Source organism: Sphingobium ummariense RL-3, assembly GCF_000447205.1.
Lineage (GTDB): Bacteria > Pseudomonadota > Alphaproteobacteria > Sphingomonadales > Sphingomonadaceae > Sphingobium > Sphingobium ummariense.
In genome coordinates this window covers 67,173-89,838 of record NZ_AUWY01000101.1, presented here as the reverse complement: position 1 = coordinate 89,838, position 22,666 = coordinate 67,173, and the positions used below count along the sequence as shown (strand labels likewise).

Sequence of the window (22,666 nt, the reverse complement as noted above, 5' to 3'; positions counted from 1 at the left end):
GCCCGCCGCTGGCGCCACGCGCGGAACCGGCCGCCAGGATGGGACCTGACGCCATGGCCGCCGAACCGATCATCTCGCTGCGCGGCGTCACCAAGGTCTATGGCGAGGGCCCCACCGCCTTCCAGGCGCTGAAGGGCATCGACCTCGACATCGCGCAGGGTGACTTCGTCGCCGTCATGGGCCCCTCGGGCTCGGGCAAATCGACGACAATGAACATATTGGGCTGTCTCGACGTGCCTTCGGGCGGGACATTCCTGTTCAAGGGCCGCCATGTCGAGACGCTGGACCGCGACCAGCGCGCCCTGCTGCGCCGCCGCTATCTCGGCTTCGTGTTCCAGGGCTTCAACCTGCTCTCGCGTACCACGGCGCTCGAGAATGTGGAACTGCCCCTGCTCTACCGCGGCGAGGACAAGCAGAGGCGCTACGAGGCCGGCATGGCCGCGCTCGACAAGGTCGGCCTGCGGCAATGGTGGGACCATACACCGGCCGAACTATCGGGCGGGCAGCAGCAGCGCGTCGCCATCGCCCGCGCCATCGTCACCCAGCCCGACGTGCTGCTCGCCGACGAACCGACCGGCAATCTGGACTCGGAACGGTCGGTGGAGATCATGGAGCTGCTGACCGACCTCAACCGCAACAGCGGCATCACCGTCCTCATGGTCACGCACGAGCCCGACATGGCCGAATTCGCGCGCACCATCGTTCACTTCAAGGACGGTCTTGTGGAACGCGTCGAGGGAGGGGTGAAGGCGTGAACCGTCCCAACTTTTTCTTCGCCATTCCCGCGAAGGCGGGGATGACGCTGAAGGACGATATGAGGCAAGAATGCTAGGCACGACCGTCATCCTGGCCTTCCGGGCGATCAACCGCCACAAGCTCCGCAGCTTCCTGACGACGCTGGGCATCATCATCGGCGTGGCCGCGGTCGTCACCATGGTGACACTGGGCAACGGCGCCACCGCCGCAGTGCGCCAGCAGATCAGCGCGCTCGGCGCCAATGTGCTGCAGCTCCGCCCCGGCCAGGGCTTCGGCCGTGGCGGCGGCGGCCCGCGCCCGCCCGACTTCAAGGAAGCGGACCTCACCGCGATCGAGAACCAGCTGACCGGCGTGCGCGCCGTCGCGCCCGTCGTTCAGTCCAGCGGCACCGCGATCTACGAGGGCAACAACTGGTCGACCACCGTCTACGGCACGACGTCGGCCTATTCGGAAGTCCAGCAATGGAATGTCTCCGAAGGCCGCCTGTTCATGCCGGACGAGGAGGAAGCGGGCAAGGCGGTCTGCGTCATCGGCAACACGGTACGCACCAACCTCTTCCAGAACACCGATCCGGTCGGCAAGCGGATGCGGATCAAGGGCGTGTCCTGCCAGGTGATCGGCGTGCTGACGACGCGCGGCCAGGGCGGCTTCGGCGACCAGGACGACGTCGTCGTCATGCCGATCAAGTTTGTGCAGCGCCGCTTCACCGGCGACCGCGACATCAGCCAGATCATGGTCGCCGTCGACGACGCCTATGAAAGCGCAGCGGTGCAGAGCAGCCTGGAGCAGCTGATGCGCGAGCGGCGCAAGGTAAAGCCGGGCGACCAGGACAATTTCAACGTCTTCGACACCAAGCAGATTTCCGACACGCTGACCGGCACCACCACGATCCTGACCCAGATCGTCGGCGCAGTGGCGGCCATCTCGCTGCTGGTGGGCGGCATCGGCATCATGAACATCATGCTGGTGTCGGTGACGGAGCGCACGCGGGAGATCGGCATCCGCCTCGCCATCGGCGCCGTCGCGCGCGAGGTGCTGATGCAGTTCCTGGTGGAGGCGGTGGTGCTGTCCTGCCTCGGCGGGCTCATCGGGCTGTTCCTGGCGCTGGTCGCCTCGCTGGCGATCGCGCCGCTGATGCAGGTGCCCTTCCTTTTCGACGTGAAGACCAACCTCATCGCCTTCGTCTTCTCCGCAGCCATCGGCGTGGTGTTCGGCTATTTCCCGGCCCGCCGCGCGGCGGCCCTCAACCCTATCGACGCGCTGCGCCACGAATAAAGTCCATCCTCGGCGCCGGAGGGGTCACGAAGGGTTTCTCCGGCGCGCTTTTTCTGAACAACCGTTCAGACTAAATCCTCTCCTGATACAATTTCCGACACACTTTGGGCCTATCGGCACATCCCTGCGACAAGTGACGCCTAATTCTGTCTTCGACGCCGGAGCACGGCGCCAGAGATTGAATGAGGAGCAGTGACATGATGAAGAAGTTTCTGATGGCCCTCGCCGCCACCACCATGGTCGCCAGCCCGATGGTCGCGGCCGAGGCGCAGGCCGCCCCCCACCGCGAGGTCACCCGCGTCGTGAAGCAGGGCCCGCACGGCCGCACCGTGGTGAAGCAGCGCACCGTCGTCCGTAACGACTATCGCACCGGCTACCGGAACGGCAGCTACAACAACCACCGCTGGGCGAAGGGCCAGCGCTTCGACCGCCGCTATGCGACCAACTACCGTGTCGTGAACAACTATCGCGACTATCGCCTCTCGGCCCCGCCGCGCGGCTACCAGTGGGTCCGCTCGGGCAATGACGCGGTCCTCGTCGCGATCGCCAGCGGCCTGATCGGCGCGGTCATCGGCAGCGCGATCAACTAACCCGGCTTATTCATCGGGCTCAGTCAGCAGGGTTGGCGGGAGTGGTGTAAGCGATTGCTTTGATGTAGGAAAATGGGTGTCTAGACCAGTCCTGCAGCGAGGCAATTTATGCCACGGGCCACACCCGCCGGGAGCGATGATAGCGCGCCGGGATTTTCGTTTCCAGCGATCGGGCGCAAGAAGATCACAGCCGCGTTCGACGGAGGTCGGCTCACCTCGGATGGCGGTGTTCTGCTGCTGGCACAGGCCGAGCGCGCGATGGGGCTTTGCCGGCGGCTTGCGGCTTGCATTGCCGATCCGCGGGACCCTGTGCGGGTGATCCATCGCCTTGATGACATCCTGCGTGCCCGGGTGTTCGCGATCGCCTGCGGCTATGAAGACGCCGATGATCTCGACGCTCTGCGCGACGATCCGGGCTTCCGTCTGGCGCTGGGCAAGCTGCCGGGATCGGGCGCGGGGCTGGCCAGCCAACCGACGATGAGCCGGTGGGAAAATGCGCCGACCACACGCGAACTGGCCAGGATGATGGCCGCGATGATCGACATCTACTGCACCAGCTACCCCGCCGCGCCGGCGGCGGTGACGCTGGATATCGATGACACCTGTGACGTTGTTCATGGCTATCAGCAGCTCTCCTTCTGGAACGGGCATCATGGCGAGCGCTGCTTCCTGCCGATCCATGTCTACGACACTGCCACCGGCCGACCGGTGGCGATGCTGCTGCGCACCGGCAAGACACCGTCGGGCGCCGAAGCTGCCGGCCACATCCGGCGCCTGGTGCGCCATCTGCGCCGGCACTGGCCCGAAACGCACATCACCATCCGCGGCGACGGGCACTATGGCCGGCCCGAGGTCATGGCCTTCTGCGAGGCGGCCGGCGTCGACTACGTGTTCGGCCTGCCGACCAACGCCGCGCTGCGTGCTGATCCCGAAATCGTCGCTGCCGCCGATGCCTGCGCGGTTAAGCGGGCTCAGCGCCAATATCCGGTCCTGCGCAACTATGCCGAGACCCGCTACGGCGCGAAGAGCTGGAAGTGCCAGCGCCGCGTCGTCGCCCGGATCGAGGCCAGCACGCTGGGCATGGACATCCGCTATGTCGTCACCTCGCTGGCCGAAGGTTCGGCTGAGCATATCTACGACACCCTCTACTGCGCGCGCGGCAACGCCGAGAACCTGATCAAGCGCCACAAGACCCAGCTTGCCAGCGATCGTACCTCGTGCCGCTCAGCCAATGCCAACCAGATGCGCCTCATCCTGCACACCGCCGCCTACTGGCTCGTGTGGCGCATCCAGCAGGAAATCCCGAAGGCTGCCGCGCTCGCCACCGCCGAGTTCGCAACGCTGCGCCTGCGGTTGCTCAAGGTCGCCGCCCGCGTCATCGAAACCGCTACGCGCATCCGCGTCGCCTTCGCGTCAGCCTGTCCCGATGCCAGCCTGTTCAGAACCATTGCCACCGGCCTCCGGCCGGCACCCACATAACCAGCGCGGCAGTGCCGCCCAAAGCCCGAGCCCTCGTCCTTCAACCTCGAAAAGCCCATCGATCCTGACGCGGTGAAAAAAACCGCCGGAGGAGCTTGCTCTGATCACCCGACGACCGACAAACCATGCTCGCACGAACCCGGAGCGGAGGCCTCATGAATAGTGCGGGCTAAGGCCTTCATTGTCGGGCGATGGGCAAGGACGCTCCGGAGGGAAACACTCTCCGGGGCGTTCGTATGTCATACAATCCCTGTCAGATAATAAACTGCGATCACCAGGAAAACCGTCACCGTCTTGATAAGCGTCAAGGCAAAAATGTCCTTGTAGGCCTGCCGGTGCGTCAGCCCCGTCACCGCCAGCAGGGTGATGACCGCACCATTGTGCGGCAGGCTGTCCATGCCCCCCGACGCCATCGACGCCACCCGGTGCAGCACTTCGCGCGGGATGCCCGCCGCATCGCCCGCAGCCGCGAACTGTTCGGCCATCGCCGCGAGCGCGATCGACAGCCCGCCAGAAGCCGATCCCGTGATCCCGGCGAGCGACGTCACCGTGATCGCCTCGTTCACCAGCGGATTGGGCACGGCCTTCAGCGCTTCCTTGACCACCAGGAAGCCGGGCAGCGCAGCGATCACGGCGCCAAAGCCATATTCGACCGCCGTGTTCATTCCGGCCAGCAGCGCACCGCCCACGGCAGCCTTGGCTCCTTCGGCAAAGCGCTGCGCCACGGTCCGCCAGGCGCACAGCAGGATCGTCGCGATCCCCAGCAGCAGTGCGCCCTCCACCGCCCACAGCGCGGAGACCTGCGCCACCTTCACCACCAGCGGCTCGGCAAGACCCGCCAGCGATACGCTGCTCTCCTCTTCCGGCATCAGCCTTGGGATCAGCATGGTCAGCGCCAGATTGCCCAGCCCCACCACCAGCAGCGGCAACAGCGCGACCAGCGGATGCACGCGGCTTGCCTCCTCCACCGGCTCGGGCTCGTTCACCAGCGTCCCCGGCGCGCCATAGCCCTCCCCTGCCGCCGCCAGCGTCCGCCGCCGCCAGCCGAGATAGACGAGCCCCATCGCGGCGATGCAGGCCGATCCGAACAGGCCCAGCACCGGCGCCGCCCAGGCGGTGGTGCCGAAGAAGCTGGTGGGAATGATATTCTGGATCTGCGGCGTGCCCGGCAGCGCGTCCATCGTGAAGGTGATGGCCCCCAGCCCGATGGTCGCAGGCACCAGCCGCTTGGGGATGTCGGCCCGCCGGAACATCTCGGCGGCAAAGGGATAGACGGCGAACACCGCGACGAACACCGACACGCCGCCATAGGTAAGCAGCGCCGTCACGATCATGATCGTGGGAATGGCGCGGCCAGCGCCCACCATGCCGATGACGGCGGTGACGATGGCGCGGGAAAAGCCCGAAATCTCCACCAGCTTGCCGAACAGGGCGCCGAGCAGGAACACGGGGAAATAGAGTTTGAGGAAGCTCGCCGCCTTGTCCATGAACAGGCCCGAAAAGGCGACCGGCACGGCGGCGGGATCCGTGAGGAACACCGCCAGCATCGCCAGCAGCGGGGCCATGAGGATGACGCTCATGCCGCGATAGGCGGCGATCATCAGGAGGATGAGGGACAGGGCTGCTATGGCGACTGGCATATAGTTTTCTGCTCCCCTCCCCCGTTCGCCCTGAGTAGGGGCTGAGCTCGTCGAAGACCCGTATCGAAAGGTCGCGCGCCAATCTATCCTTCGATACGCCACTTCGACAAGCTCAGTGGCTACTCAGGACGAACGGATATTGGCAGGGTTATGCTGCATAAACGCAACTTGCCTTTCTCCGCCCTTTCCGTCATAGGCGCGCCTTCGCTTGGGCGTCGGGGTGACTCGCCGCCTTGGCGTAGCATTTGAGACGACAGCCGGAGGGGCGTCCCACATGGGGTGGGCGTCAGCGATCGGCCAACAGATGAGGCAATACCCATGGCTCTTTACGAGCATGTGTTCCTTGCGCGCCAGGATCTGGCACAGGCGCAGGTGGACGCGCTGGCGGAAAACGCCACCAAGATCGTCGAGGATATGGACGGCAAGGTGACCAAGGTCGAGACCTGGGGCCTGCGTTCGCTCGCCTACAAGATCGCCAAGAACCGCAAGGCGCACTATGTGATGCTCAACATCGATGCCCCCGCCGGCGTCGTGGCCGAGCTGGAGCGCCAGACCCAGATCAACGAAGACGTGATCCGCTACATGACCGTGAAGGTCGATGAGCTGGAAACCGGTCCGTCCGTCATGATGCGCAAGCAGGAGCGCTCCGAGCGCGGCCCGCGCGGCGACCGTGGCGACCGCGGTGACCGCGGCCCCCGCCGCGATCGCGAAGAAGCCGGCGAATAAGGAGATCTGAACCATGGCACGCCCGTTTTTCCGCCGCCGCAAGAGCTGCCCCTTCGCCGCCAAGGATGCGCCGAAGATCGATTACAAGGACGTCCGTCTGCTGCAGGGCTTCGTGTCCGAACGCGGGAAGATCGTCCCCAGCCGCATCACGGCCGTTTCGGCCAAGAAGCAGCGTGAGCTGGCCCAGGCCATCAAGCGCGCCCGTCACCTGGGCCTGCTGCCCTACATCGTGAAGTAAGGGAGGCATTCCCATGGAAATCATTCTGCTCGAGCGCATCGAGAAGCTGGGCGCGATCGGCGACGTCGTGACCGTCAAGGACGGCTACGCCCGCAACTTCCTTCTGCCCAACAAGAAGGCGCTTCGCTCCAACGCCGCCAACAAGAAGGTGTTCGAGGCAAACCGCGCCCGCATCGAGGCCGAGAACGCCGCCCGCCGCTCCGACGCCGAAACCGCATCGAAGGACATCGACGGCAAGCAGATCGTCCTCATCCGCCAGTCGTCCAACGCCGGCCATCTCTATGGCTCGGTCGCGGTCCGCGACGTGGTGGAGGCGCTGCAGGCCGAAGGCATCACCAACGTCACCAAGGCGATGGTCGTGCTGGAACGCCCGATCAAGACGCTCGGCCTGTTCGACGTCAAGGTCGCGCTGCACCCCGAAGTCGCCGTCACCATCCAGGTGAACGTCGCCCGCTCGCCGGAAGAGGCCGATCTCCAGGCCCAGGGCGTCGACGTGATGGCCGAGATGTTCGAAAAGGACGAGGCCGGCTTCACCGAGGATTACGATCCCAATGCCGAGCCGGGCGAAATCGCCACGGACACCGAAGAGGCCCCGGCCGAGGAAGCCTGAGCTTTCAGACCAAGAAACGAGAAAGCCGCCCCGCAACGGGCGGCTTTTTTGTTGGGTGACTGTTTCCCGCCCTTTTTTAGCCCTCTCCCGCCAGCGGGAGAGGGCTTTAGCATCAGTTCGCTTCTACCCGCTCGCCTTCTTCCGCCGCGTCTCCCATCCCTTCTTTGCCGCCGCCGATCGATCCGCCGCCGGCCGCCGGGCGGAAGCCGCGCCGCCTTTCCGGCCACCCTTGCGCGAAGACACGGTGGTATCCTTCTTGCCTCGTCCGGAACCGGACTTGTTGCCGCCACCCGATTCCCTGTTCACCGTGGCCCAGGCGCGGCGCTCGGCCTCCTTCTTGGGCACGCCGCGGTCCTCATAGCCTTCCTCGATATGCTCCGCCTTGCGCTTCTGCTTGTCGGTATAGCTGCTCTTGTCGCCCTGGGGCATCGTGCATCTCCTGCTTGTCCCCGCCCCTGCTCAACACCTGAGCGGGCGAGGCGTTCATATCGCTGCGCCCGCGTCACGATCCACGGAACGCAGCCCCACCGCGCGCGTTCGGGAGCCATGGAACAGCGCACGCTCATCGAACGCCTCGCCCGCCATCTGGCGTCCGGAGCCCCCGACGATTGGCCGGATCGCGTGGAGGACGCCGCCAGCCTGCTCGCGATCCTCAAGGAACCCGATGCGGCGATGTGCGAGGCCGGCGATGCCGACGCCTGGCGCGCGATGATCGACGCCGCCCTGCGCGAACGCTGGGACGTCGCTCCGACCTCGGGCGGAGACGATGCGACGCCCGGCGGCTTCGACGAGGAAGGCGAAATCCGCCTGTCACGCGACGCGGTTACGAATGGGCAGGCGAACTGGGTCCACACCAAAGGGGAGACTTCGACATGAAGGGATTGCTGAAACTTGCCTTCCTGACCGGCATCGGCACGATGGCATGGAGGGGCTGGCAGAACTGGAAAGCGAAGCAGGGCGGCGACGATCGCGGCCCGGTCGGCTCGTCCGGCATCGTCCGCGACGCCGGCCCCGATGAGCAGCGCGGCATCGAAGCAAAGGATTGGGACGAGGTCGACGAGCAGGTCGACGAATCCTTCCCGGCCAGCGACCCGCCCGGCCGGGGCGTCGCCTGAGGGCATTTCCACGCATTGCCCCTGATCCGCGCGCCCTCTATGGGACAGGCGGACAGGGTCGCTTGCCGGCCCGCAACAGGGGAAATTGAACCATGCCTTCGGGTCTGATCGCGCTGCTGGACGATGTCGCCGGCATCGCAAAGCTCGCCGCGACCTCGCTGGACGACGTCACGGCCGCCGCCGGCAAGGCGGGGTCGAAGGCGGCCGGCGTGGTGATCGACGACACCGCCGTCACGCCCCGCTATGTCATGGGCCTCACCCCGGAACGCGAGCTGCCGATCATCTGGAAGATCGCCAAGGGCTCGCTCCGCAACAAGCTCCTGTTCCTGCTGCCCGCCGCGCTGCTGCTCAGCGCCTTCGCGCCCTGGCTGCTGCCCCCGCTGCTGATGCTGGGCGGCGCCTTCCTCTGCTTCGAGGCGGTGGAAAAGGTGCTGGAGGCCATACAGGGCGGCCATGATGTCGCCGACGAAGCGCTGGAAACCCACAGCTCGAAGGAGCTGGAGGACCGGAAGGTCTCCGGCGCGATCCGCACCGACTTCATCCTCTCGGGCGAAATCATGGCGATCGCGCTCGGCACCGTGGCGGCCGAACCGATCTGGGAGCAGGCGATCATCCTCGTCGTGGTGGCCGTACTGATCACAGCGGGCGTCTATGGCGTGGTGGGCTTCATCGTGAAGATGGACGATATCGGCCTGCACCTGGCGGAGCGCCGCGCCGCCTCCACCCGCGCGATCGGGCGCGGACTGGTGATGGCGATGCCCGTCCTCATGCGCATCCTGTCGGTGGTAGGCACGGCGGCGATGCTGTGGGTGGGCGGCGGCCTCATCGTTCACGGGCTGCACGAATTCCACTGGGATGCGATCCCCGGAATGATCCATCATGTGGCGGAGGCTGCCGCCCATGCCCTGCCCGCCGTCGGCCCCCTTGTCGAATGGCTCGTGAACGCCGTCGGTGGGGCGGTCGTCGGCCTGGTGGTGGGCGGCATCGTGGTCGCTGTCCTTCATCTCTTCCATCGGAAGCATTAGGACCGGCCATGTCCTCACCCTGGCGGCAGGAGGCGGGCGCGCTGGTGGCGCTCGCCCTCCCGATGATCGCAGGCAATATCGCCTGGGCCGGTATAGCGGCCACCGACCTGCTGCTGCTCGGCCGCCTCGGCGCCGAAGCGGTCGCGGCGGGCGCGCTGGCGATCAACCTGTTCAACGCGTTCCTGATCTTCGGCATGGGTCTCGTCACCGCCGCCGCGCCGCTGATCGCCAGCGAACGGGGACGGCGCCGCCATTCCGTCCGCGATGTCCGCCGCACCGTTCACCAGACGCTGCGCGCCGCCGCCTTCTTCGTCCTGCCCGCCTGGCTCCTGCTCTGGAACGCCCAGCGGATCCTCCTCGCCATGGGCCAGGACGCGACCTTGTCGCGCGAGGCGGGCGAACTGATGCATGGCCTGCAATGGGCGCTGCTGCCGTTCCTCGGCTTCACCACCCTGCGCAACTTCATCTCCGCACTGGAACGGCCGGTCTGGGCCGTGGTCATCATGGTGTGCGGCATCCCGTTCAACATCCTTATCGGCTGGGCGCTGATCTTCGGCCATCTGGGCCTCCCGGCGCTGGGACTGTTCGGCGCGGGGCTGGCGGGCACTCTCTCCTCCTCCTTCCTCTTCCTCAGCCTGCTGGCGGTGATCCTCATCGACCGCCGGTTCCGCCGCTATCGCCTGCTCGGCCATTTCTGGACCCGGGACCGCGAGCGGCTGCGCGCGGTCTGGACGCTCGGCCTGCCGATCGCCGTGACCTTGGGCTTCGAAACGACGGTGTTCAACGCGTCCGCCTTCCTCATGGGCCTCATCGACCGGGATTCGCTCGCCGCCCATGCCGTCGCGATCCAGATCGCCGCGCTGGTCTTCATGGTGCCGATGGGCATCGGCCAGGCAGCGACGGTGCGGGTCGGCTTGGCCTATGGACGGCGCGACCGGGCTGCGATCGGTCGTTCGGGATGGCTGGCGCTGATGATCGGCACCGGCTTCGCTGTCATGGCCGCGACCGTCCTGATCGCCATGCCGCGGACCCTGGTCTCCGCCTTCCTGGACCTTCACGATCCCGCCAATGCCCGCACCGCCACGCTCGCCGTCAGCTTCCTCGCCGTCGCGGCGCTGTTCCAGATTGTGGACGCGGCGCAGGCGGTGGGCGCGGGCGTCCTGCGCGGCATCCAGGACACGAAGGTGCCGATGATCTTCGCGCTCGTGGGCTACTGGATCATCGGCATCGGTGTCGGCACGCTGCTCGCCTTTCCCCTCGGCCTTGAAGGAGTCGGCATCTGGCTCGGCCTTGCGAGCGGCCTCGGCGCGGTCGCGGTGCTGCTGCTCATCCGCTGGAGCATGCGGGACCGGCTCGGCCTGCTTTCCCGCTAGCGTTTCGTCGCGAAAATCCCGCCTGTTGCGCCCGGCTGCCATGGTGCGCCGCACAAAGCAATTGATCCACCGGAACGAATCAGTAATGGAAGAGCCATCATGCAAGCTCCAACCCAGTTTTTTGAAGCGATCGCGCTGCAGAAATGCCTGACGGCCACCTACAACAGGATGGTCGTGAAACTGGCGCCGCACATCCTCTACACCCGCCATGACGAGATGTTCATCGACGCCGTGACCATCGAGCGCGATGGCCGCCCGCCCCGCGAGCTGAAGCTCGGCACCTTCAAGCTGGCCGGCCTCAGCGACGTCGCGGTGATCGACGAGACGTTCGAGGGCATGTACGGCCTCTATGACGAGGGCGACGAGAAGTATAAGGGCGTGACCCTCTTCGCGATCCAGCCACAGAGCGCCGCCGCCTGAGGAGCAGACAGACAGCGCGGAACGGAAAAGGGCGGTCCTTCGGACCGCCCTTTCCTTTTGCGCTTATTTCTTCAGCCGATATCCGGTGCGGAACATCCATCCGACGACGCCCAGGCACAGCGCCAGCATCCCTGCCACGAACAGCAGGCTGAACTCGATCCCCACGTCGCCCTTGCCGAAGAAAGTCCAGCGGAAGCCCGAGATCAGATAGACGATCGGGTTGAACAACGTGATCGTCCGCCACGGCTCGGCCAGCATGTGGATCGAATAGAAAGCCCCGCCCAGGAAGGTCATCGGCATGATGACCAGCAGCGGGATCACCTGCAACTGTTCGAAGCTCTGCGCCCAAATGCCCAGGATGAAGCCGAACAGGCAGAAGCTGACCGCGATCAGCACCATGAATCCGACCATGGCCAGCGGGTGCGCGACATGAATGTCGACGAACAAATGCGCCGTCACGAAGATGATGGACCCGACGATCAGCGCCTTGGTCGCCGCTGCGCCGACATAGGCGATCACCGTTTCCATCGCGGAAACGGGTGCCGACAGCAGCTCGTAGATCGTCCCGGTGAACTTGGGCATGTAGATGCCGAAGCTGGCGTTGAAGATGCTCTCGGTGAACATCGACATCATGATGAGCCCCGGCACGATGAAGGCCGCATAGGGGATGCCGTCGATCTCCGTCATCCGCGATCCGATCGCGCCGCCGAACACCACGAAATAGAGCGACGTCGTGATCACCGGCACCAGCAGCCCCGTCAGCAGGGTCCGGCGGAACCGGTGCAGTTCGAACTTGTAGATCGCCCAGATGGCGCGCAGGTTGGGCCCGTTCATGCCGCCTTCTCCTGATGCACCAGGCTCACGAATATGTCCTCCAGGCTGCTCTGCTGGGTGTTGAGGTCCTTGTAGCCGATGCCGAGGTCGCCCAGACGCCGCAGCAGCGACGACACGCCGGTCCTTTCCGCATGGGTATCAAACACATATTCGATCTCGTTGCCATCGGCCTTCAGCGCGACATCCCATTCGGCCAGTTCCGGCGGCACCGCTGCCAGGGGCTCGGCCAGCGCCACGGTCAGCGTCTTCTTGCCCAGCTTGCGCATCAGCGTGGTCTTCTCCTCGACCAGCATCAGCTCGCCCCGGTTGATCACGCCGACCCGATCGGCCATCTCCTCGGCCTCCTCGATATAATGGGTGGTGAGGATGATGGTGACGCCCGTCTCCCGCAGTTCGCCGATCAGCTTCCACATGTCGCGCCGCAGTTCCACGTCGACGCCCGCGGTCGGCTCGTCCAGGAACAGCACGCGCGGCTCGTGGCTCAGCGCCTTGGCGATCATCACGCGCCGCTTCATGCCGCCCGACAGCTCCAGGATCTTGCTGTTGCGCTTGTCCCACAGCGACAGGTCGCGCAGCACCCTCTCGATATAGGCGTCGTCGCGCGGCTTGCCGAACAGCCCGCGCGAAAAGCGCACGGTGTCGATCACCCGCTCGAATGCGTCGGTCTGCAACTCCTGCGGCACCAGCCCGATCGCGGAGCGCGCGCCGCGATAGCCGTTCACTATGTCATGCCCCGCGACCGTCACCGTGCCGCCGGTCGGCCGCACATTGCCGCAGATGATGGAGATCATGGTCGTCTTGCCTGCGCCGTTCGGCCCCAGCAGCGCGAAAATCTCCCCTTCCTCGATCGTCAGGTCGACGCCTTTGAGCGCCTGAAAGCCCGACGCATAACTCTTCGTCAGGCCTTCGACGGTAATGATGGCTGCCATGCGCGGAAACGCCCCCAAGTCTGTGTTCTTTGTATCGCAGAGATAGGACGCCGCCGCGGCCGCGCAACCGGCCCTCAGTCTCGGGGACGGAAAAAGCGGAACACCGTGGCCGGGGGAAAATTGCGCACGACCTGCCCCACCCGTTCGACCTCCAGCCCCAGCGCGGCCAGCGTGTCGCGGCTGACCGGGGGACGCACCGAATAGGTGAACTGAACGAAGCTGCCGCCCGGCTTCAGCATCCGGAACGCCTCGGACAGGATGTCGACATGGGCGGCGCGGTCCATCGCCAGCAGCGGCAGGCCGCTTACCACCGCCTGATAATCGCCGGGCTCGCCGCCTGCCACCGTCGACACGATCTGCGCCGGCGTCTCCAGGATCGACACCTGCGGGAAATGCCGTCGCAACCCGCGCGCGAAGGCGGGGTTGATCTCCACCACCTCCAGCTTTTCCGGCGGCAGCCCGGTCTTCAGGATCGCGCGGGTGAACACGCCGGTCCCGCCGCCCAGCTCCAGCACCCGGCCATCGGTGGGATCGATTCCGGCGGCCATCAGACGCGCCAGGTAACGGCTGCTGGGCACCACCGACGCCGTCTGGCGCGGTTTGCTGACCCATGCCGCCAGGAAATTCAGATACTCCGTTGCCCGGCCCTTGAACTCGCCTTGCGGCAAAGCTGCCGATCGGCAGTGTTTTTGCTTAGGCTGCATGGGCGAAAGGCGATCGCTTTGCTATCATCCGACTCCCTTAGCGACCCTGCAGCGTCCCGTCGATTGGCTTTAGGGCGCGGATCGTTCCGACAGCGTATGCAATGTGGCGATCCGTTCCTGCAGCCACTGTCCGACGGCGGCGATCCGCGCCAGCTTCTTGAGGTCGCCATGGGTGACCAACCAGAAACTGCGGGTGATCTCCACCCGTTCCGGCATCACCGGCACCAGCCGGGGATCGTGCCGGGCGATGAAATCGGGCAGCACCCCGATCCCCGCGCCCTCCGCAATCATCCGGTGCTGCACATTGATGCTGGTCGACCGCAGGCTCGCTTCCAGCCCCGCTTCCACCTCGTCCAGATAGTCCAGTTCGGGGGAGAAGATGAATTCGGGCACATAGCCTATCAGCACATGCTCCTTCAGATCGGACGTTCGCCCGGGCGTCCCTGCCTGCGCCAGATAGCTCGGCGCGGCGTAGAGGTGCAGGCGATAGTCTCCCATCCGCCGCACCGCCAGCCGCCCGCGCTGCGGCCGGGCGAGCATGACCGCCATGTCCGCCTCCCGCTTCGACGGGTTCAGGAACCCGGATGCCGTGATCAGGTCCAGCCTGATGCCCGGATGCCGCCGGTTGAACGCCGCCAGTCCCGGCGCCAGCGCCCATGTGCCGAATCCCTCCGCCACCGACAGCCGCACCTGCCCGGCCAGCAGCCGCTCCTGCCCCGAAACGTCCTCGACGGCCGAGAGCGCGGCGCTCTCGGCCGCCTCGGCGTGGCGCAGCAGCATCTGGCCGCGCGCTGTCAGCGTCCGCTCGCCCGCACCGATCTCGAACAGTTCGGTGCCCAGCGCGCGCTCCAGCCGCCCAAGCCGGCGCGCGATCGTCGTCGCGTCCATCGCCAGCGTCCGCGCGGCCGGCGCCAGCTTGCGCGCCCGCGCCACCGCCAGGAATACACGCAGGTCGTCCCAATCGAACATGCCGCCTTCCCGCCCCCGCTCCTGCAAAATCGCCGATCATCCATGCAGAATTTCGCCGTTGCATGCAATTCCGCTAGGTCTACACAGGCTGCAATGAACAGATACCGATTCCTGCGGGTTGACGGCCGCCGGACGGAGCAAGGGAGAGTATGACCCAGTTCGATCTGACCGACGATCAGCGTGCGATCCAGGACATGGCGCGCCGGTTCACGGCCGACGCGATCACACCCCACGCCGCCGAATGGGACGAAAAGCATATCTTCCCGATCGACGCGATCCGCGCTGCGGCGGACCTCGGCTTCGGCGGCATCTACGTATCGGAGGAATCGGGCGGCATCGGTCTTGGCAGGCTCGACGCCGCGCTCATCATGGAAGCGATGGCCTATGGCTGCCCGTCCACCAGCGCCTTCATCTCCATCCACAATATGGCGTCCTGGATGATCGACCGCTTCGGCAGCCAGGCGGTGAAGGACAAATATCTGCCCGACATGGTGCCGATGGCGCGGATCGGCAGCTATTGCCTCACCGAAGCCGGCTCGGGCTCGGACGCCGCGGCGCTCAAGACGCGCGCGGTGAAGGACGGCGATCATTATGTCGTGACCGGCTCCAAGCAGTTCATCTCCGGCGGCGGCGAAAACGAAATCTACGTCGTCATGGTCCGCACCGGTGAGGATGGTCCCCGTGGCATTTCCTGCCTCGTCATCGAAAAGGATATGCCGGGCGTCAGCTTCGGCGCACCCGAACGCAAGCTCGGCTGGCATTCGCAGCCCACGGCCCAGGTCAATTTCGACGGGGTGCGCGTGCCGGCCGAAAATCTCGTAGGCGCAGAGGGCGAAGGGTTCCGCATCGCGATGACGGGTCTCGACGGCGGCCGCCTCAACATCGGCGCCTGCTCGCTGGGCGGCGCGCAGCGCTGCCTCGACGAGGCGGTAACCTATACGAAGGATCGCAGGCAGTTCGGCCAGTCTATAGCCGACTTCCAGAACACCCAGTTCATGCTGGCGGACATGGAGACGGAGCTGCAGGCCGCCCGCACCCTTCTCTACGCCGCCGCGGTCAAGGTGACGGAGAACGCACCGGACAAGACCCGCTTCGCCGCCATGGCCAAGCGGCTCGCGACCGACACCGGATCGTCGGTGGTCGACCGCGCGCTCCAGCTTCATGGCGGCTACGGCTATCTGATGGACTATCCGATCGAGCGCTTCTGGCGCGACCTGCGCGTCCATTCGATCCTGGAAGGCACCAATCAGGTCATGCGCATGATCGTGGCGAGGGACATGCTGCGGCAATAGCCCGGAACGGAAAAGGAGGATCGCCATGACCGATCAGGTTCTGACCTTCATCGAACACGGCATCGGCCGCATCCGGCTCAACCGGCCTCGGGCGATCCATGCGCTGACGACGGAGATGTGCCAGGCGATTACCGATGCGCTTCTGGCCTGGCGGCAGGACGACTCGGTGGTCGCCGTCATGCTGGACCATGCCGTTGCGGCGGATGGCGATCCCAAATTGTCCCGCGGCTTCTGCGCGGGCGGCGACATCGCTCTGATCGCCGAAAGTGCGAAAACGGACTGCGTCGGGGCCGAACGCTTCTTCCACGTCGAATATCGGATGAACCACCTGCTGTTCGTCTATGAAAAGCCGGTGGTGGCCTTCATCGACGGCATCGTCATGGGCGGCGGTGTCGGCATCTCGCTGCCGTGCCGCTATCGCGTCGCGACCGAACGTACCGTCTTCGCCATGCCCGAAACCGGCATCGGCCTGTTCCCTGATGTCGGCGGCGGCTGGTTCCTGCCGCGGCTGCCGGGTCGCATCGGCGCGTGGCTGGCGGCGACGGGCTCGCGCATCGACGGCGCCGACTGCGCCGCCATCGGCATCGCGACCCACTATATCTCGTCCAACCGCCTCGACGCGGTCAAGGCCCGTATCCTCGCCGATCCCTTTGGACTGGAGGCCATTCTCGGCGAGAATGGCGAGCAGCCGCCGCCCTCGAAGCTGGAAACGCAGCGCGCCGACATCGACCGCCTGTTCGCGTCCGACCGGCTCGAGGATATATTGGCGGCGCTCGACGCCGATGGCGGCGAATGGGCGGCCCGGCAACGCGCGCTGCTCGCCACCAAGTCGCCGCAGACGATCAAGGTCTCCCTGCGCCAGCTTGCCGAGGGCGCCCGGCACACGGACTTCGCCACGCACATGGCAATGGAATATGGGCTCGCCTGCGCCGTCATCCGCCGGCCCGACTTCGTCGAGGGCGTGCGCGCGGTGATCGTCGACAAGGACAACGCGCCGCGCTGGAACCCGGCCACGCCGGAGGAGGCGACCGACGCGCTGATCGACTCGATCTTCGTCCCACTTCCCGCGGAAAAGGCGTGGACGCCATTGCCGCAGCTGACCTCCGCGCCGATGCCGTGAATTTCCTATTTGCAAAAATACATATATTTTTCAGTATCTTGCAAAATCTGCAAAATCCCCACGACGCTGTGAACTTCGCAAGAACAGGAGCCTGACATGAGCCAGACCATCGCCTTCATCGGCCTCGGCAATATGGGCGGCGGCATGGCCGCCAACCTGCTGAAGAACGGCCATGCCGTGCGGGCCTTCGACCTGTCCGAAGACGCGCTGGCGAAAGCGGAAGAGGCCGGCGCCGTCCGCGCCTCCAGCGCGGCCGACGCCACGGCGGGCGCCGACGTGGTCGTCACCATGCTCCCCGCCGGCAAGCATGTGGAGGCCGTCTATACCGGGGAGGTGTTCGCGGCCGCGCGTGCGGGCGCCCTGTTCCTCGACTGTTCGACCATCGACGTCACCACCGCCCGCCGCGTCGCCGATGCCGCCGCCGCCAAGGGGTTCGAGATGGTCGACGCTCCGGTTTCGGGCGGTATCGCCGCGGCCCATGGCGGCACGCTCACCTTCATGGTCGGCGGCACCGACCCCGCCTTCGCCCGGGCAAGGCCGATCCTCTCCGCCATGGGGAAGGCCGTCATCCACGCGGGCGCCGCGGGGAACGGGCAGGCCGCCAAGATCTGCAACAACATGCTGCTCGGCGCCACCATGATCGCCACCTGCGAAGCCTTCGCCATGGCGCGCAGGCTCGGCCTCGACCCGCAGACCTTCTACGACATCTCCAGCGTGTCCTCGGGCCAGAGCTGGTCGATGACCAGCTACTGCCCGCTCCCCGGAGTCGGCCCGCAGACCCCGGCGGACAATGGCTATCAGGGCGGCTTTGCCACCGCCCTGATGCTCAAGGACCTGAAGCTCGCGACCGAGGCCGCCGCCTCGGTCGGCGCCAGCGTGCCGATGGGCAACGCCGCCGAGGCGCTCTACCAACTCCTCGCCAACCGGGGCGAGGGCGGCCGCGACTTCTCCGTCATGATCGAGATGCTGGAGGGGAAATAGGGCTTATTTCCCCTTCCCGGCCTCCGCCGCCGCCAGCACCCGCAGCACGTTGCCCGACCAGATCTTCTGGACGTCGGCCTCGCTATAGCCGGCCTTCAGCAGCGCGGCGGTGATCTTCGGCAGGTCCACCACGTCTTCCATGCCGACCACGCCGCCGCCGCCGTCCCAGTCCGCGCCGATGCCGACATGGTCGGGTCCGACCACCTTCAGCGCGTGCAGCATATGCGCCATGAAGTCGTCGAAGGTCGGCCGGTCGGTGTCGGGATAGAGCCGGTCGATCTCCTGCCGCTTCGCCAGCAGAGCGGTCCGCGCTTCGGGCGACAGCTTGGCGTCCTCGCGCATCTGCGCATAGAGGCCGGCCAGCGCCTTCTGCCGCTCCGGGTTCGGCTTGCTGGCGCGCAGATAGGCGCCATAGGCGTTCATCTGAATCACCCCGCCCTTGGCCGCCAGCGCCTTCAGATGCTCGTCGTCGATGTTGCGCGGATGATCGTACACCGCCTTGCAACCCGAATGGGTCAGCAGCACCGGCGTCGTGGACAGCGCCAGCAGGTCGTCCAGCACCTGGTCGGAACTGTGCGACGCGTCGGGCACGATGCCCAGCCGGTTCATTTCCTTCAGCAGCTCCTTGCCCAGCGGGCTCAACCCGCCATAACGCGGCTTCTTCGACGGGTCGGTGGAGCTGTCGGCGAACTGGTTGTGCGCGAAATGGGCAAAGCCCGACACGCGTACGCCCATGTCGTAGAAGGTCTTGAGCAGGGTCACGTCCTCGCCCAGCGGATAGGCGTTCTCGATCGACATATAGACGATCCGCTTCCCCGCCGCCGCGATCCGCGCCGCATCCTTTGCCTCCAGCGCGAGCTGGAAATTTGCCGGATCGGCAGCCACCATCTCGCGGATCGACACCCCGCGCAGGATCGCGAAGTCGCGGGCCTTGCGGAATCCCTCGATCGTCACCGGCCCCTGCGGCGTGTAGATCGCCCAGAACCCGCCATCCAGCCCGCCCTTCTTCATCCGGGGCAGGTCGACCTGGGTATAGTCGCTGTGGACATCATGCCCCTCCTCGATCGACCAGCCGGGCAGGTCGAGCGAGGCGGGCGTATCCAGATGGCTGTCCAGCGTGATCAGCTTCTGGTGAAGCTGCATCACCGCCTTGGGCACCTCCTGCGCCTGGACGGAAAGAGGGAGCAGCGCCGTCAGAACCAGCAATTTTCGCATCAGATCTCGCCTGAAATGGTGAACTGGAAGGTCCGCGGCGACAGCGGCCGGAAAGCGCCGTCTCCCGTCACGGAGGAGGAGATGAAGGACAATGTATCCTTGTCGAAGATATTGTCCACGTTCAGCCGTGCCTTGATCCCCTTGACCGGGCCGAGGGTGATCCCGTCGCCGATGTCCACATAGGCGCTGAAGACGGTGTAGCCCGGCACGCTGGACCCCGGCGTGTTGGTGAAGGTGGACCAGCGCCTGCTGGTATATTTGCCGGAGATGTTGCCGACCAGCCAGCTTGCCGGCTCGATCGTCACGCCGCCGCTGACGATCCACTTGGCGCTATCCGGGATATATTTCCCCGCAGTCAGGAACGGCGTCGGCGCGGCGGGGATGTCGTCCTTGAACTTGGCATTATTATAGGTGACGTTGAGGTTGCCATAGGCAAGGCCGTTCAGGAAGGACGGCTTGTAGGTGCCTGAAAACTCGACGCCATAGGCCCGCACACGGCCAACATTCTGGTAAAAGGTTTCTGTCGACGCGCCGCCGCCCGGCACGAAGGAGGTGATCGACTGGATGCGGTTGGCGAACTTCGTATAATAGGCCGCCAGCGAGGCGTAGAGCTGCCCCTGGTTGGTGCGGATGCCGATCTCCATGTCCTTCGACCGTTCCGGCGCGGGTTGCGGCACCAGCGCGGCGGTGCCGGGGCGGGTCACCGAATAGATGTCATCCATGCCCTTGGGCAGCGCCATATTCTCTGAATAGGAGGCGAAGACCTGCGTACGCTCGGTGATCTTGTAGAGAGCGCCGGCCATTGGCAGGAACAGGTCCTTGTAATGGGCGCTGTTCACCTTCGGCCCCCAGCCGGGGACGCCCCGGCCGCCGACGACACGGTAATAATCGTCGAAGTCGCGATAGCCCCGCTGGACATAGTCGAGCAGCAGTCCCTTGAAGCCCAGGTCGAGGATCAGGCGCTCGTCCGCGAGCTTCAGCTGGTCCTTGAGGAAGATCTGGAGCGTGTCACGCTTCGACCGATAGTCGCGGCGCAGATAGACCAGTTCGTCTAGGTTCGGTTCGCCGTCCGGCGCTCCGTCCATCGTGTTGTAGCGCGCCTGGGTGCGATGATATTTGTCCACCTCGGCCCAGACACCAGCTTCCACCGTGTTGATGCCCATTTCCCAATGCAGCTTGTTGGTGATGCCATAGCGGTCGCCGCCCACGCCCGACCGGCCGAACTGGATGCCCCTGGGCGCGACCACCGGCAGCCCGGCCTCGAACTGCGGCGTATAGCGGCTCAGCGAATTGGCATAGCCGTCCGGCGACACGCCATAGCCGTCCTTGTCTTCCCAATAGAGGGTGGATTCCGCCCAGATCCCATCGGCGATGCCGACATGGAAGGTCGCGCCATACAGCTTGTCCTTCCGGACGTTGATCGCGAGATTATAGACGCCCGTGTAATTCGCATTGGAATAATAGATGTTGGGCGCGGTCGCCAACGGCGCGAAGCCGGGCGTCGTGTTCGGCACATTCTCGATATAGGCGTAATCCCGGCCGCAGCGGCCCGCCAGGTCCTTGGACACGCAATTATATTGGCCGCGGGTGATGGTCGGCGAGTCATAGTCGAAGAAGTCGTTCGACACGAACTTGAACCGCGCCCAGCTGTCGCCGCCCAGGTCGGCATGGATCTGCCCTTCCCAATGCTCGCGGTCAACCGATCCAGGGCCGCGCCACAGGTCGGTATCCAGCTTGGTGCGGCTGACATAGGCCTTGAACGGCCCCACCCTGCCGGTGCTGGCGCGGATGAAGGTCCGCTTCATGTTGAAGTCGCCGAAGCTCTGCGACACGAACAGGCCCATTTCCTCCTGCGGCGCGATCGAGTTGTACTGCACCACGGGACCAAGGGTGGAATAGCTCGGCAGGCCGACGTCGCCCGCGCCGACCGCCGCCTCGACCACGCCCAGATTCTCGTTGTCGACGTAGCGGAACACGGGGCTGCCGCCGAAGGCGTCGCTGCGGCCGGTGGGGATGCCGTCGACCACGAAACCGATCTGGTCGAGGTTGAAGGCGCGCACCTGCACGCTGTTGCCGAACTCGTAGAGGCCGAGCGCGCCGTCGGTCTGGACGTTGAAGCCGGGCAACTGCTCCAGCATCTTCAGGCCCGAAATGCCCGAAGGCGCGGACAGCAGCGCCTCGCGCGTCACCGCGACGACATTGCTGATCTTGTCCTCCCCGATCGCCTCCGACGACTGGGAGATGCGGCGGCCGGTGACGGTGATGGAATCGCTCTCCGCCTCTTCAGCGGGAATGTCCTGCGCAAGGGCCGTGGCGGGAACCGCCGCCATTCCGCTGGTCAGTAGCAGGGCGATGAGTGCACGACGCTTGAAGGTTTCGGATGGCATGGCGGGCTCCCCTGTAGTGTCTCGTGGGCGCCGATCAGTCGCGCTCCGCTCCACGGGCGCGCCCTCTCCCTGCGGGGAGCGGGACGTTCGCCCCTCCCTCCTTGTAAGTTGCCAACTGAAACGAAAAGGGCGGCATGATCCGCCATGCCGCCCGAAAAACTTATGACATATCGATGACGCCGGCGCGTCCGGTCAGCGGCCCTTCCAGACCCCCTGACGCTTCTCGACAAACGCCGCCATGCCTTCCTTCTTGTCCTCGGTTGCGGTCAGGATCTGGAACAGGCGGCGTTCGGTCAGGATGCCCTGGGCAAGGCCGGTTTCGAAGGCGGTGTTCACCATCTCCTTGTTCACCATCGCCGCCATGGGCGGCATGGCGGCGATGGTGGCGGCAGTCTTCAGGGCGGCCTCCAGCAGGTCCGCCGCCGGGACGATCCGCGCGACCAGGCCAGAACGCTCGGCTTCCTCCGCGTCCATCATCCGGCCGGTCAGGCACATCTCCATCGCCTTGGCCTTGCCAACCGCGCGGGTCAGGCGCTGCGATCCGCCCATGCCGGGCGCGACGCCCAGCTTGATCTCCGGCTGGCCGAACTTCGCCGTATCGGCCGCGATGATGAAGTCCGCCATCATCGCCAGCTCGCAGCCTCCGCCGAGCGCGAAGCCGGCCACCGCGGCGATCCAGGGTTTGCGGGTAGCGACGACCTTCGACTGCCAGTCGGAGAAAAAATCTTCCAGGTAAAAGTCGGCGGCGGGCTTGTCCGCCATCTCCTTGATGTCGGCGCCCGCCGCAAAGGCCTTTTCGCCGCTGCCGGTCAGCACCGCGCAGCGCTGCGACGGGTCGGCGTCATAGGCGGCGAACGCCTTGCCCAGATCGGCCAGCACCTGGCTGTTGAGGGCGTTGAGCGCCTGCGGGCGATTGAGGGTGATCAGCGTGACCGCATCGCGATGTTCCACCAGGATCGTTTCGTAAGCCATCGCCTTCTCCTATCAT

The 22,666-nt window shown here is 65.7% G+C and carries 24 protein-coding genes; 15 read left to right on the top strand and 9 right to left on the bottom strand.

All coding sequences use genetic code 11. The features are described 5' to 3' along the window. The first annotated feature begins 53 nt into the window (after nt 1–53). From M529_RS39270 to M529_RS39255, 4 genes are all read left to right on the top strand, one after another. Nucleotides 54–755, top strand: a complete 702-nt coding sequence (locus M529_RS39270; RefSeq protein WP_021318753.1) for an ABC transporter ATP-binding protein — start codon at nt 54–56, stop codon at nt 753–755. Nucleotides 756–825: 70 nt separating this feature from the next. Further along, nucleotides 826–2,031, top strand: coding sequence for an ABC transporter permease (locus M529_RS39265; protein WP_021318752.1), 1,206 nt, complete (start codon nt 826–828; stop codon nt 2,029–2,031). A gap of 197 nt (nt 2,032–2,228) precedes the next feature. Beyond that, nucleotides 2,229–2,621, top strand: coding sequence for an RcnB family protein (locus tag M529_RS39260; protein ID WP_021318751.1), 393 nt, complete (start codon nt 2,229–2,231; stop codon nt 2,619–2,621). A gap of 108 nt (nt 2,622–2,729) precedes the next feature. After that, nucleotides 2,730–4,100 carry an IS1380 family transposase gene (locus M529_RS39255; protein WP_020817822.1) on the top strand — a complete coding sequence of 457 codons (1,371 nt, stop codon included), beginning with the start codon at nt 2,730–2,732 and terminating at the stop codon, nt 4,098–4,100. Between the two features lie 239 nt (nt 4,101–4,339). Here M529_RS39255 and M529_RS39250 read toward each other — a convergent pair whose 3' ends face one another. Next, entirely contained in the window at nt 4,340–5,740 is a 1,401-nt protein-coding gene (locus tag M529_RS39250) for a GntP family permease (protein WP_021318750.1), read from the bottom strand. Between the two features lie 318 nt (nt 5,741–6,058). Between M529_RS39250 and rpsF the strand changes: the two genes are divergently transcribed. The 3 genes from rpsF to rplI are packed head-to-tail and all read left to right on the top strand — an operon-like array spanning nt 6,059 to nt 7,314. After that, nucleotides 6,059–6,466 (top strand): 30S ribosomal protein S6, encoded by a 408-nt coding sequence (gene rpsF / locus M529_RS39245; protein ID WP_021318749.1) that lies wholly within the window; start codon nt 6,059–6,061, stop codon nt 6,464–6,466. Between the two features lie 13 nt (nt 6,467–6,479). Further along, entirely contained in the window at nt 6,480–6,704 is a 225-nt protein-coding gene (gene rpsR, locus M529_RS39240) for a 30S ribosomal protein S18 (protein WP_004212076.1), read from the top strand. Nucleotides 6,705–6,717: 13 nt separating this feature from the next. Continuing rightward, entirely contained in the window at nt 6,718–7,314 is a 597-nt protein-coding gene (gene rplI / locus M529_RS39235) for a 50S ribosomal protein L9 (protein WP_021318748.1), read from the top strand. A gap of 123 nt (nt 7,315–7,437) precedes the next feature. Here the strand turns inward: rplI and M529_RS39230 are convergent, their stop codons facing one another. Beyond that, on the bottom strand, nt 7,438–7,743 hold the full coding sequence (locus M529_RS39230) for a hypothetical protein (protein ID WP_021318747.1): 306 nt from the start codon (nt 7,741–7,743) through the stop codon (nt 7,438–7,440). A gap of 117 nt (nt 7,744–7,860) precedes the next feature. Here M529_RS39230 and M529_RS39225 point away from each other — a divergent pair, with 117 nt between their 5' ends. From M529_RS39225 to M529_RS39205, 5 genes are all read left to right on the top strand, one after another. Continuing rightward, nucleotides 7,861–8,190, top strand: coding sequence for a hypothetical protein (locus M529_RS39225; RefSeq protein WP_021318746.1), 330 nt, complete (start codon nt 7,861–7,863; stop codon nt 8,188–8,190). Further along, nucleotides 8,187–8,429, top strand: a complete 243-nt coding sequence (locus M529_RS39220) for a tellurite resistance TerB family protein (protein WP_021318745.1) — start codon at nt 8,187–8,189, stop codon at nt 8,427–8,429. The genes M529_RS39225 and M529_RS39220 overlap by 4 nt, the downstream gene beginning before the upstream one ends. Nucleotides 8,430–8,521: 92 nt before the next feature. Then, nucleotides 8,522–9,454: a DUF808 domain-containing protein gene (locus M529_RS39215; RefSeq protein ID WP_021318744.1), complete on the top strand. Its 933-nt coding sequence runs from the start codon at nt 8,522–8,524 to the stop codon at nt 9,452–9,454. 8 nt (nt 9,455–9,462) lie between these two features. Beyond that, a complete protein-coding gene (locus tag M529_RS39210) occupies nt 9,463–10,827 on the top strand; it encodes an MATE family efflux transporter (RefSeq protein ID WP_021318743.1) in 1,365 nt (454 codons plus the stop codon). Between the two features lie 99 nt (nt 10,828–10,926). Next, on the top strand, nt 10,927–11,247 hold the full coding sequence (locus M529_RS39205; RefSeq protein WP_021318742.1) for a hypothetical protein: 321 nt from the start codon (nt 10,927–10,929) through the stop codon (nt 11,245–11,247). Between the two features lie 63 nt (nt 11,248–11,310). Here the strand turns inward: M529_RS39205 and M529_RS39200 are convergent, their stop codons facing one another. From M529_RS39200 to M529_RS39185, 4 genes are all read right to left on the bottom strand, one after another. Continuing rightward, the gene (locus tag M529_RS39200; RefSeq protein ID WP_021318741.1) at nt 11,311–12,081 is read right to left on the bottom strand and encodes an ABC transporter permease; all 771 of its coding nucleotides are present in this window, start codon (nt 12,079–12,081) and stop codon (nt 11,311–11,313) included. Beyond that, nucleotides 12,078–13,010 carry an ABC transporter ATP-binding protein gene (locus M529_RS39195; RefSeq protein WP_021318740.1) on the bottom strand — a complete coding sequence of 311 codons (933 nt, stop codon included), beginning with the start codon at nt 13,008–13,010 and terminating at the stop codon, nt 12,078–12,080. Before M529_RS39195 ends, M529_RS39200 begins: the two co-directional genes overlap by 4 nt. Nucleotides 13,011–13,084: 74 nt before the next feature. Next, complete coding sequence (locus M529_RS39190; protein WP_031295129.1) at nt 13,085–13,714, bottom strand: class I SAM-dependent methyltransferase; 630 nt, start codon at nt 13,712–13,714, stop codon at nt 13,085–13,087. Nucleotides 13,715–13,783: 69 nt separating this feature from the next. Further along, nucleotides 13,784–14,683, bottom strand: coding sequence for a LysR family transcriptional regulator (locus tag M529_RS39185; protein WP_021318738.1), 900 nt, complete (start codon nt 14,681–14,683; stop codon nt 13,784–13,786). A 149-nt stretch (nt 14,684–14,832) separates the two neighbouring features. Here M529_RS39185 and M529_RS39180 point away from each other — a divergent pair, with 149 nt between their 5' ends. The 3 genes from M529_RS39180 (at nt 14,833) to mmsB (ending at nt 18,076) form a co-directional block, all read left to right on the top strand. Further along, nucleotides 14,833–15,975 (top strand): acyl-CoA dehydrogenase family protein, encoded by a 1,143-nt coding sequence (locus M529_RS39180; RefSeq protein WP_021318737.1) that lies wholly within the window; start codon nt 14,833–14,835, stop codon nt 15,973–15,975. A 25-nt stretch (nt 15,976–16,000) separates the two neighbouring features. Beyond that, nucleotides 16,001–17,095, top strand: a complete 1,095-nt coding sequence (locus M529_RS39175) for an enoyl-CoA hydratase/isomerase family protein (protein ID WP_021318736.1) — start codon at nt 16,001–16,003, stop codon at nt 17,093–17,095. Nucleotides 17,096–17,191: 96 nt separating this feature from the next. Next, nucleotides 17,192–18,076 carry a 3-hydroxyisobutyrate dehydrogenase gene (mmsB, locus tag M529_RS39170; RefSeq protein WP_021318735.1) on the top strand — a complete coding sequence of 295 codons (885 nt, stop codon included), beginning with the start codon at nt 17,192–17,194 and terminating at the stop codon, nt 18,074–18,076. A gap of 3 nt (nt 18,077–18,079) precedes the next feature. On the opposite strand, the gene M529_RS39165 is transcribed toward mmsB, so the two are convergent. The 3 genes from M529_RS39165 to M529_RS39155 form a co-directional block, all read right to left on the bottom strand. Continuing rightward, the gene (locus M529_RS39165; RefSeq protein ID WP_021318734.1) at nt 18,080–19,291 is read right to left on the bottom strand and encodes a dipeptidase; all 1,212 of its coding nucleotides are present in this window, start codon (nt 19,289–19,291) and stop codon (nt 18,080–18,082) included. Then, entirely contained in the window at nt 19,291–21,678 is a 2,388-nt protein-coding gene (locus M529_RS39160; RefSeq protein ID WP_021318733.1) for a TonB-dependent receptor, read from the bottom strand. The genes M529_RS39165 and M529_RS39160 overlap by 1 nt, the downstream gene beginning before the upstream one ends. A 192-nt stretch (nt 21,679–21,870) precedes the next feature. Continuing rightward, the gene (locus tag M529_RS39155; RefSeq protein ID WP_021318732.1) at nt 21,871–22,650 is read right to left on the bottom strand and encodes an enoyl-CoA hydratase-related protein; all 780 of its coding nucleotides are present in this window, start codon (nt 22,648–22,650) and stop codon (nt 21,871–21,873) included. Nucleotides 22,651–22,666 lie beyond the last annotated feature (16 nt).

Bases quoted from the DNA above. Each gene is read 5' to 3' on its own strand.
- M529_RS39270 (WP_021318753.1), top strand. From the start codon at position 54: ATGGCCGCCGAACCGATCATCTCGCTGCGCGGCGTCACCAAGGTCTAT.
- M529_RS39265 (WP_021318752.1), top strand. From the start codon at position 826: ATGCTAGGCACGACCGTCATCCTGGCCTTCCGGGCGATCAACCGCCAC.
- M529_RS39260 (WP_021318751.1), top strand. From the start codon at position 2,229: ATGATGAAGAAGTTTCTGATGGCCCTCGCCGCCACCACCATGGTCGCC.
- M529_RS39255 (WP_020817822.1), top strand. From the start codon at position 2,730: ATGCCACGGGCCACACCCGCCGGGAGCGATGATAGCGCGCCGGGATTT.
- M529_RS39250 (WP_021318750.1), bottom strand. From the start codon at position 5,740: ATGCCAGTCGCCATAGCAGCCCTGTCCCTCATCCTCCTGATGATCGCC.
- rpsF (WP_021318749.1), top strand. From the start codon at position 6,059: ATGGCTCTTTACGAGCATGTGTTCCTTGCGCGCCAGGATCTGGCACAG.
- rpsR (WP_004212076.1), top strand. From the start codon at position 6,480: ATGGCACGCCCGTTTTTCCGCCGCCGCAAGAGCTGCCCCTTCGCCGCC.
- rplI (WP_021318748.1), top strand. From the start codon at position 6,718: ATGGAAATCATTCTGCTCGAGCGCATCGAGAAGCTGGGCGCGATCGGC.
- M529_RS39230 (WP_021318747.1), bottom strand. From the start codon at position 7,743: ATGCCCCAGGGCGACAAGAGCAGCTATACCGACAAGCAGAAGCGCAAG.
- M529_RS39225 (WP_021318746.1), top strand. From the start codon at position 7,861: ATGGAACAGCGCACGCTCATCGAACGCCTCGCCCGCCATCTGGCGTCC.
- M529_RS39220 (WP_021318745.1), top strand. From the start codon at position 8,187: ATGAAGGGATTGCTGAAACTTGCCTTCCTGACCGGCATCGGCACGATG.
- M529_RS39215 (WP_021318744.1), top strand. From the start codon at position 8,522: ATGCCTTCGGGTCTGATCGCGCTGCTGGACGATGTCGCCGGCATCGCA.
- M529_RS39210 (WP_021318743.1), top strand. From the start codon at position 9,463: ATGTCCTCACCCTGGCGGCAGGAGGCGGGCGCGCTGGTGGCGCTCGCC.
- M529_RS39205 (WP_021318742.1), top strand. From the start codon at position 10,927: ATGCAAGCTCCAACCCAGTTTTTTGAAGCGATCGCGCTGCAGAAATGC.
- M529_RS39200 (WP_021318741.1), bottom strand. From the start codon at position 12,081: ATGAACGGGCCCAACCTGCGCGCCATCTGGGCGATCTACAAGTTCGAA.
- M529_RS39195 (WP_021318740.1), bottom strand. From the start codon at position 13,010: ATGGCAGCCATCATTACCGTCGAAGGCCTGACGAAGAGTTATGCGTCG.
- M529_RS39190 (WP_031295129.1), bottom strand. From the start codon at position 13,714: ATGCAGCCTAAGCAAAAACACTGCCGATCGGCAGCTTTGCCGCAAGGC.
- M529_RS39185 (WP_021318738.1), bottom strand. From the start codon at position 14,683: ATGTTCGATTGGGACGACCTGCGTGTATTCCTGGCGGTGGCGCGGGCG.
- M529_RS39180 (WP_021318737.1), top strand. From the start codon at position 14,833: ATGACCCAGTTCGATCTGACCGACGATCAGCGTGCGATCCAGGACATG.
- M529_RS39175 (WP_021318736.1), top strand. From the start codon at position 16,001: ATGACCGATCAGGTTCTGACCTTCATCGAACACGGCATCGGCCGCATC.
- mmsB (WP_021318735.1), top strand. From the start codon at position 17,192: ATGAGCCAGACCATCGCCTTCATCGGCCTCGGCAATATGGGCGGCGGC.
- M529_RS39165 (WP_021318734.1), bottom strand. From the start codon at position 19,291: ATGCGAAAATTGCTGGTTCTGACGGCGCTGCTCCCTCTTTCCGTCCAG.
- M529_RS39160 (WP_021318733.1), bottom strand. From the start codon at position 21,678: ATGCCATCCGAAACCTTCAAGCGTCGTGCACTCATCGCCCTGCTACTG.
- M529_RS39155 (WP_021318732.1), bottom strand. From the start codon at position 22,650: ATGGCTTACGAAACGATCCTGGTGGAACATCGCGATGCGGTCACGCTG.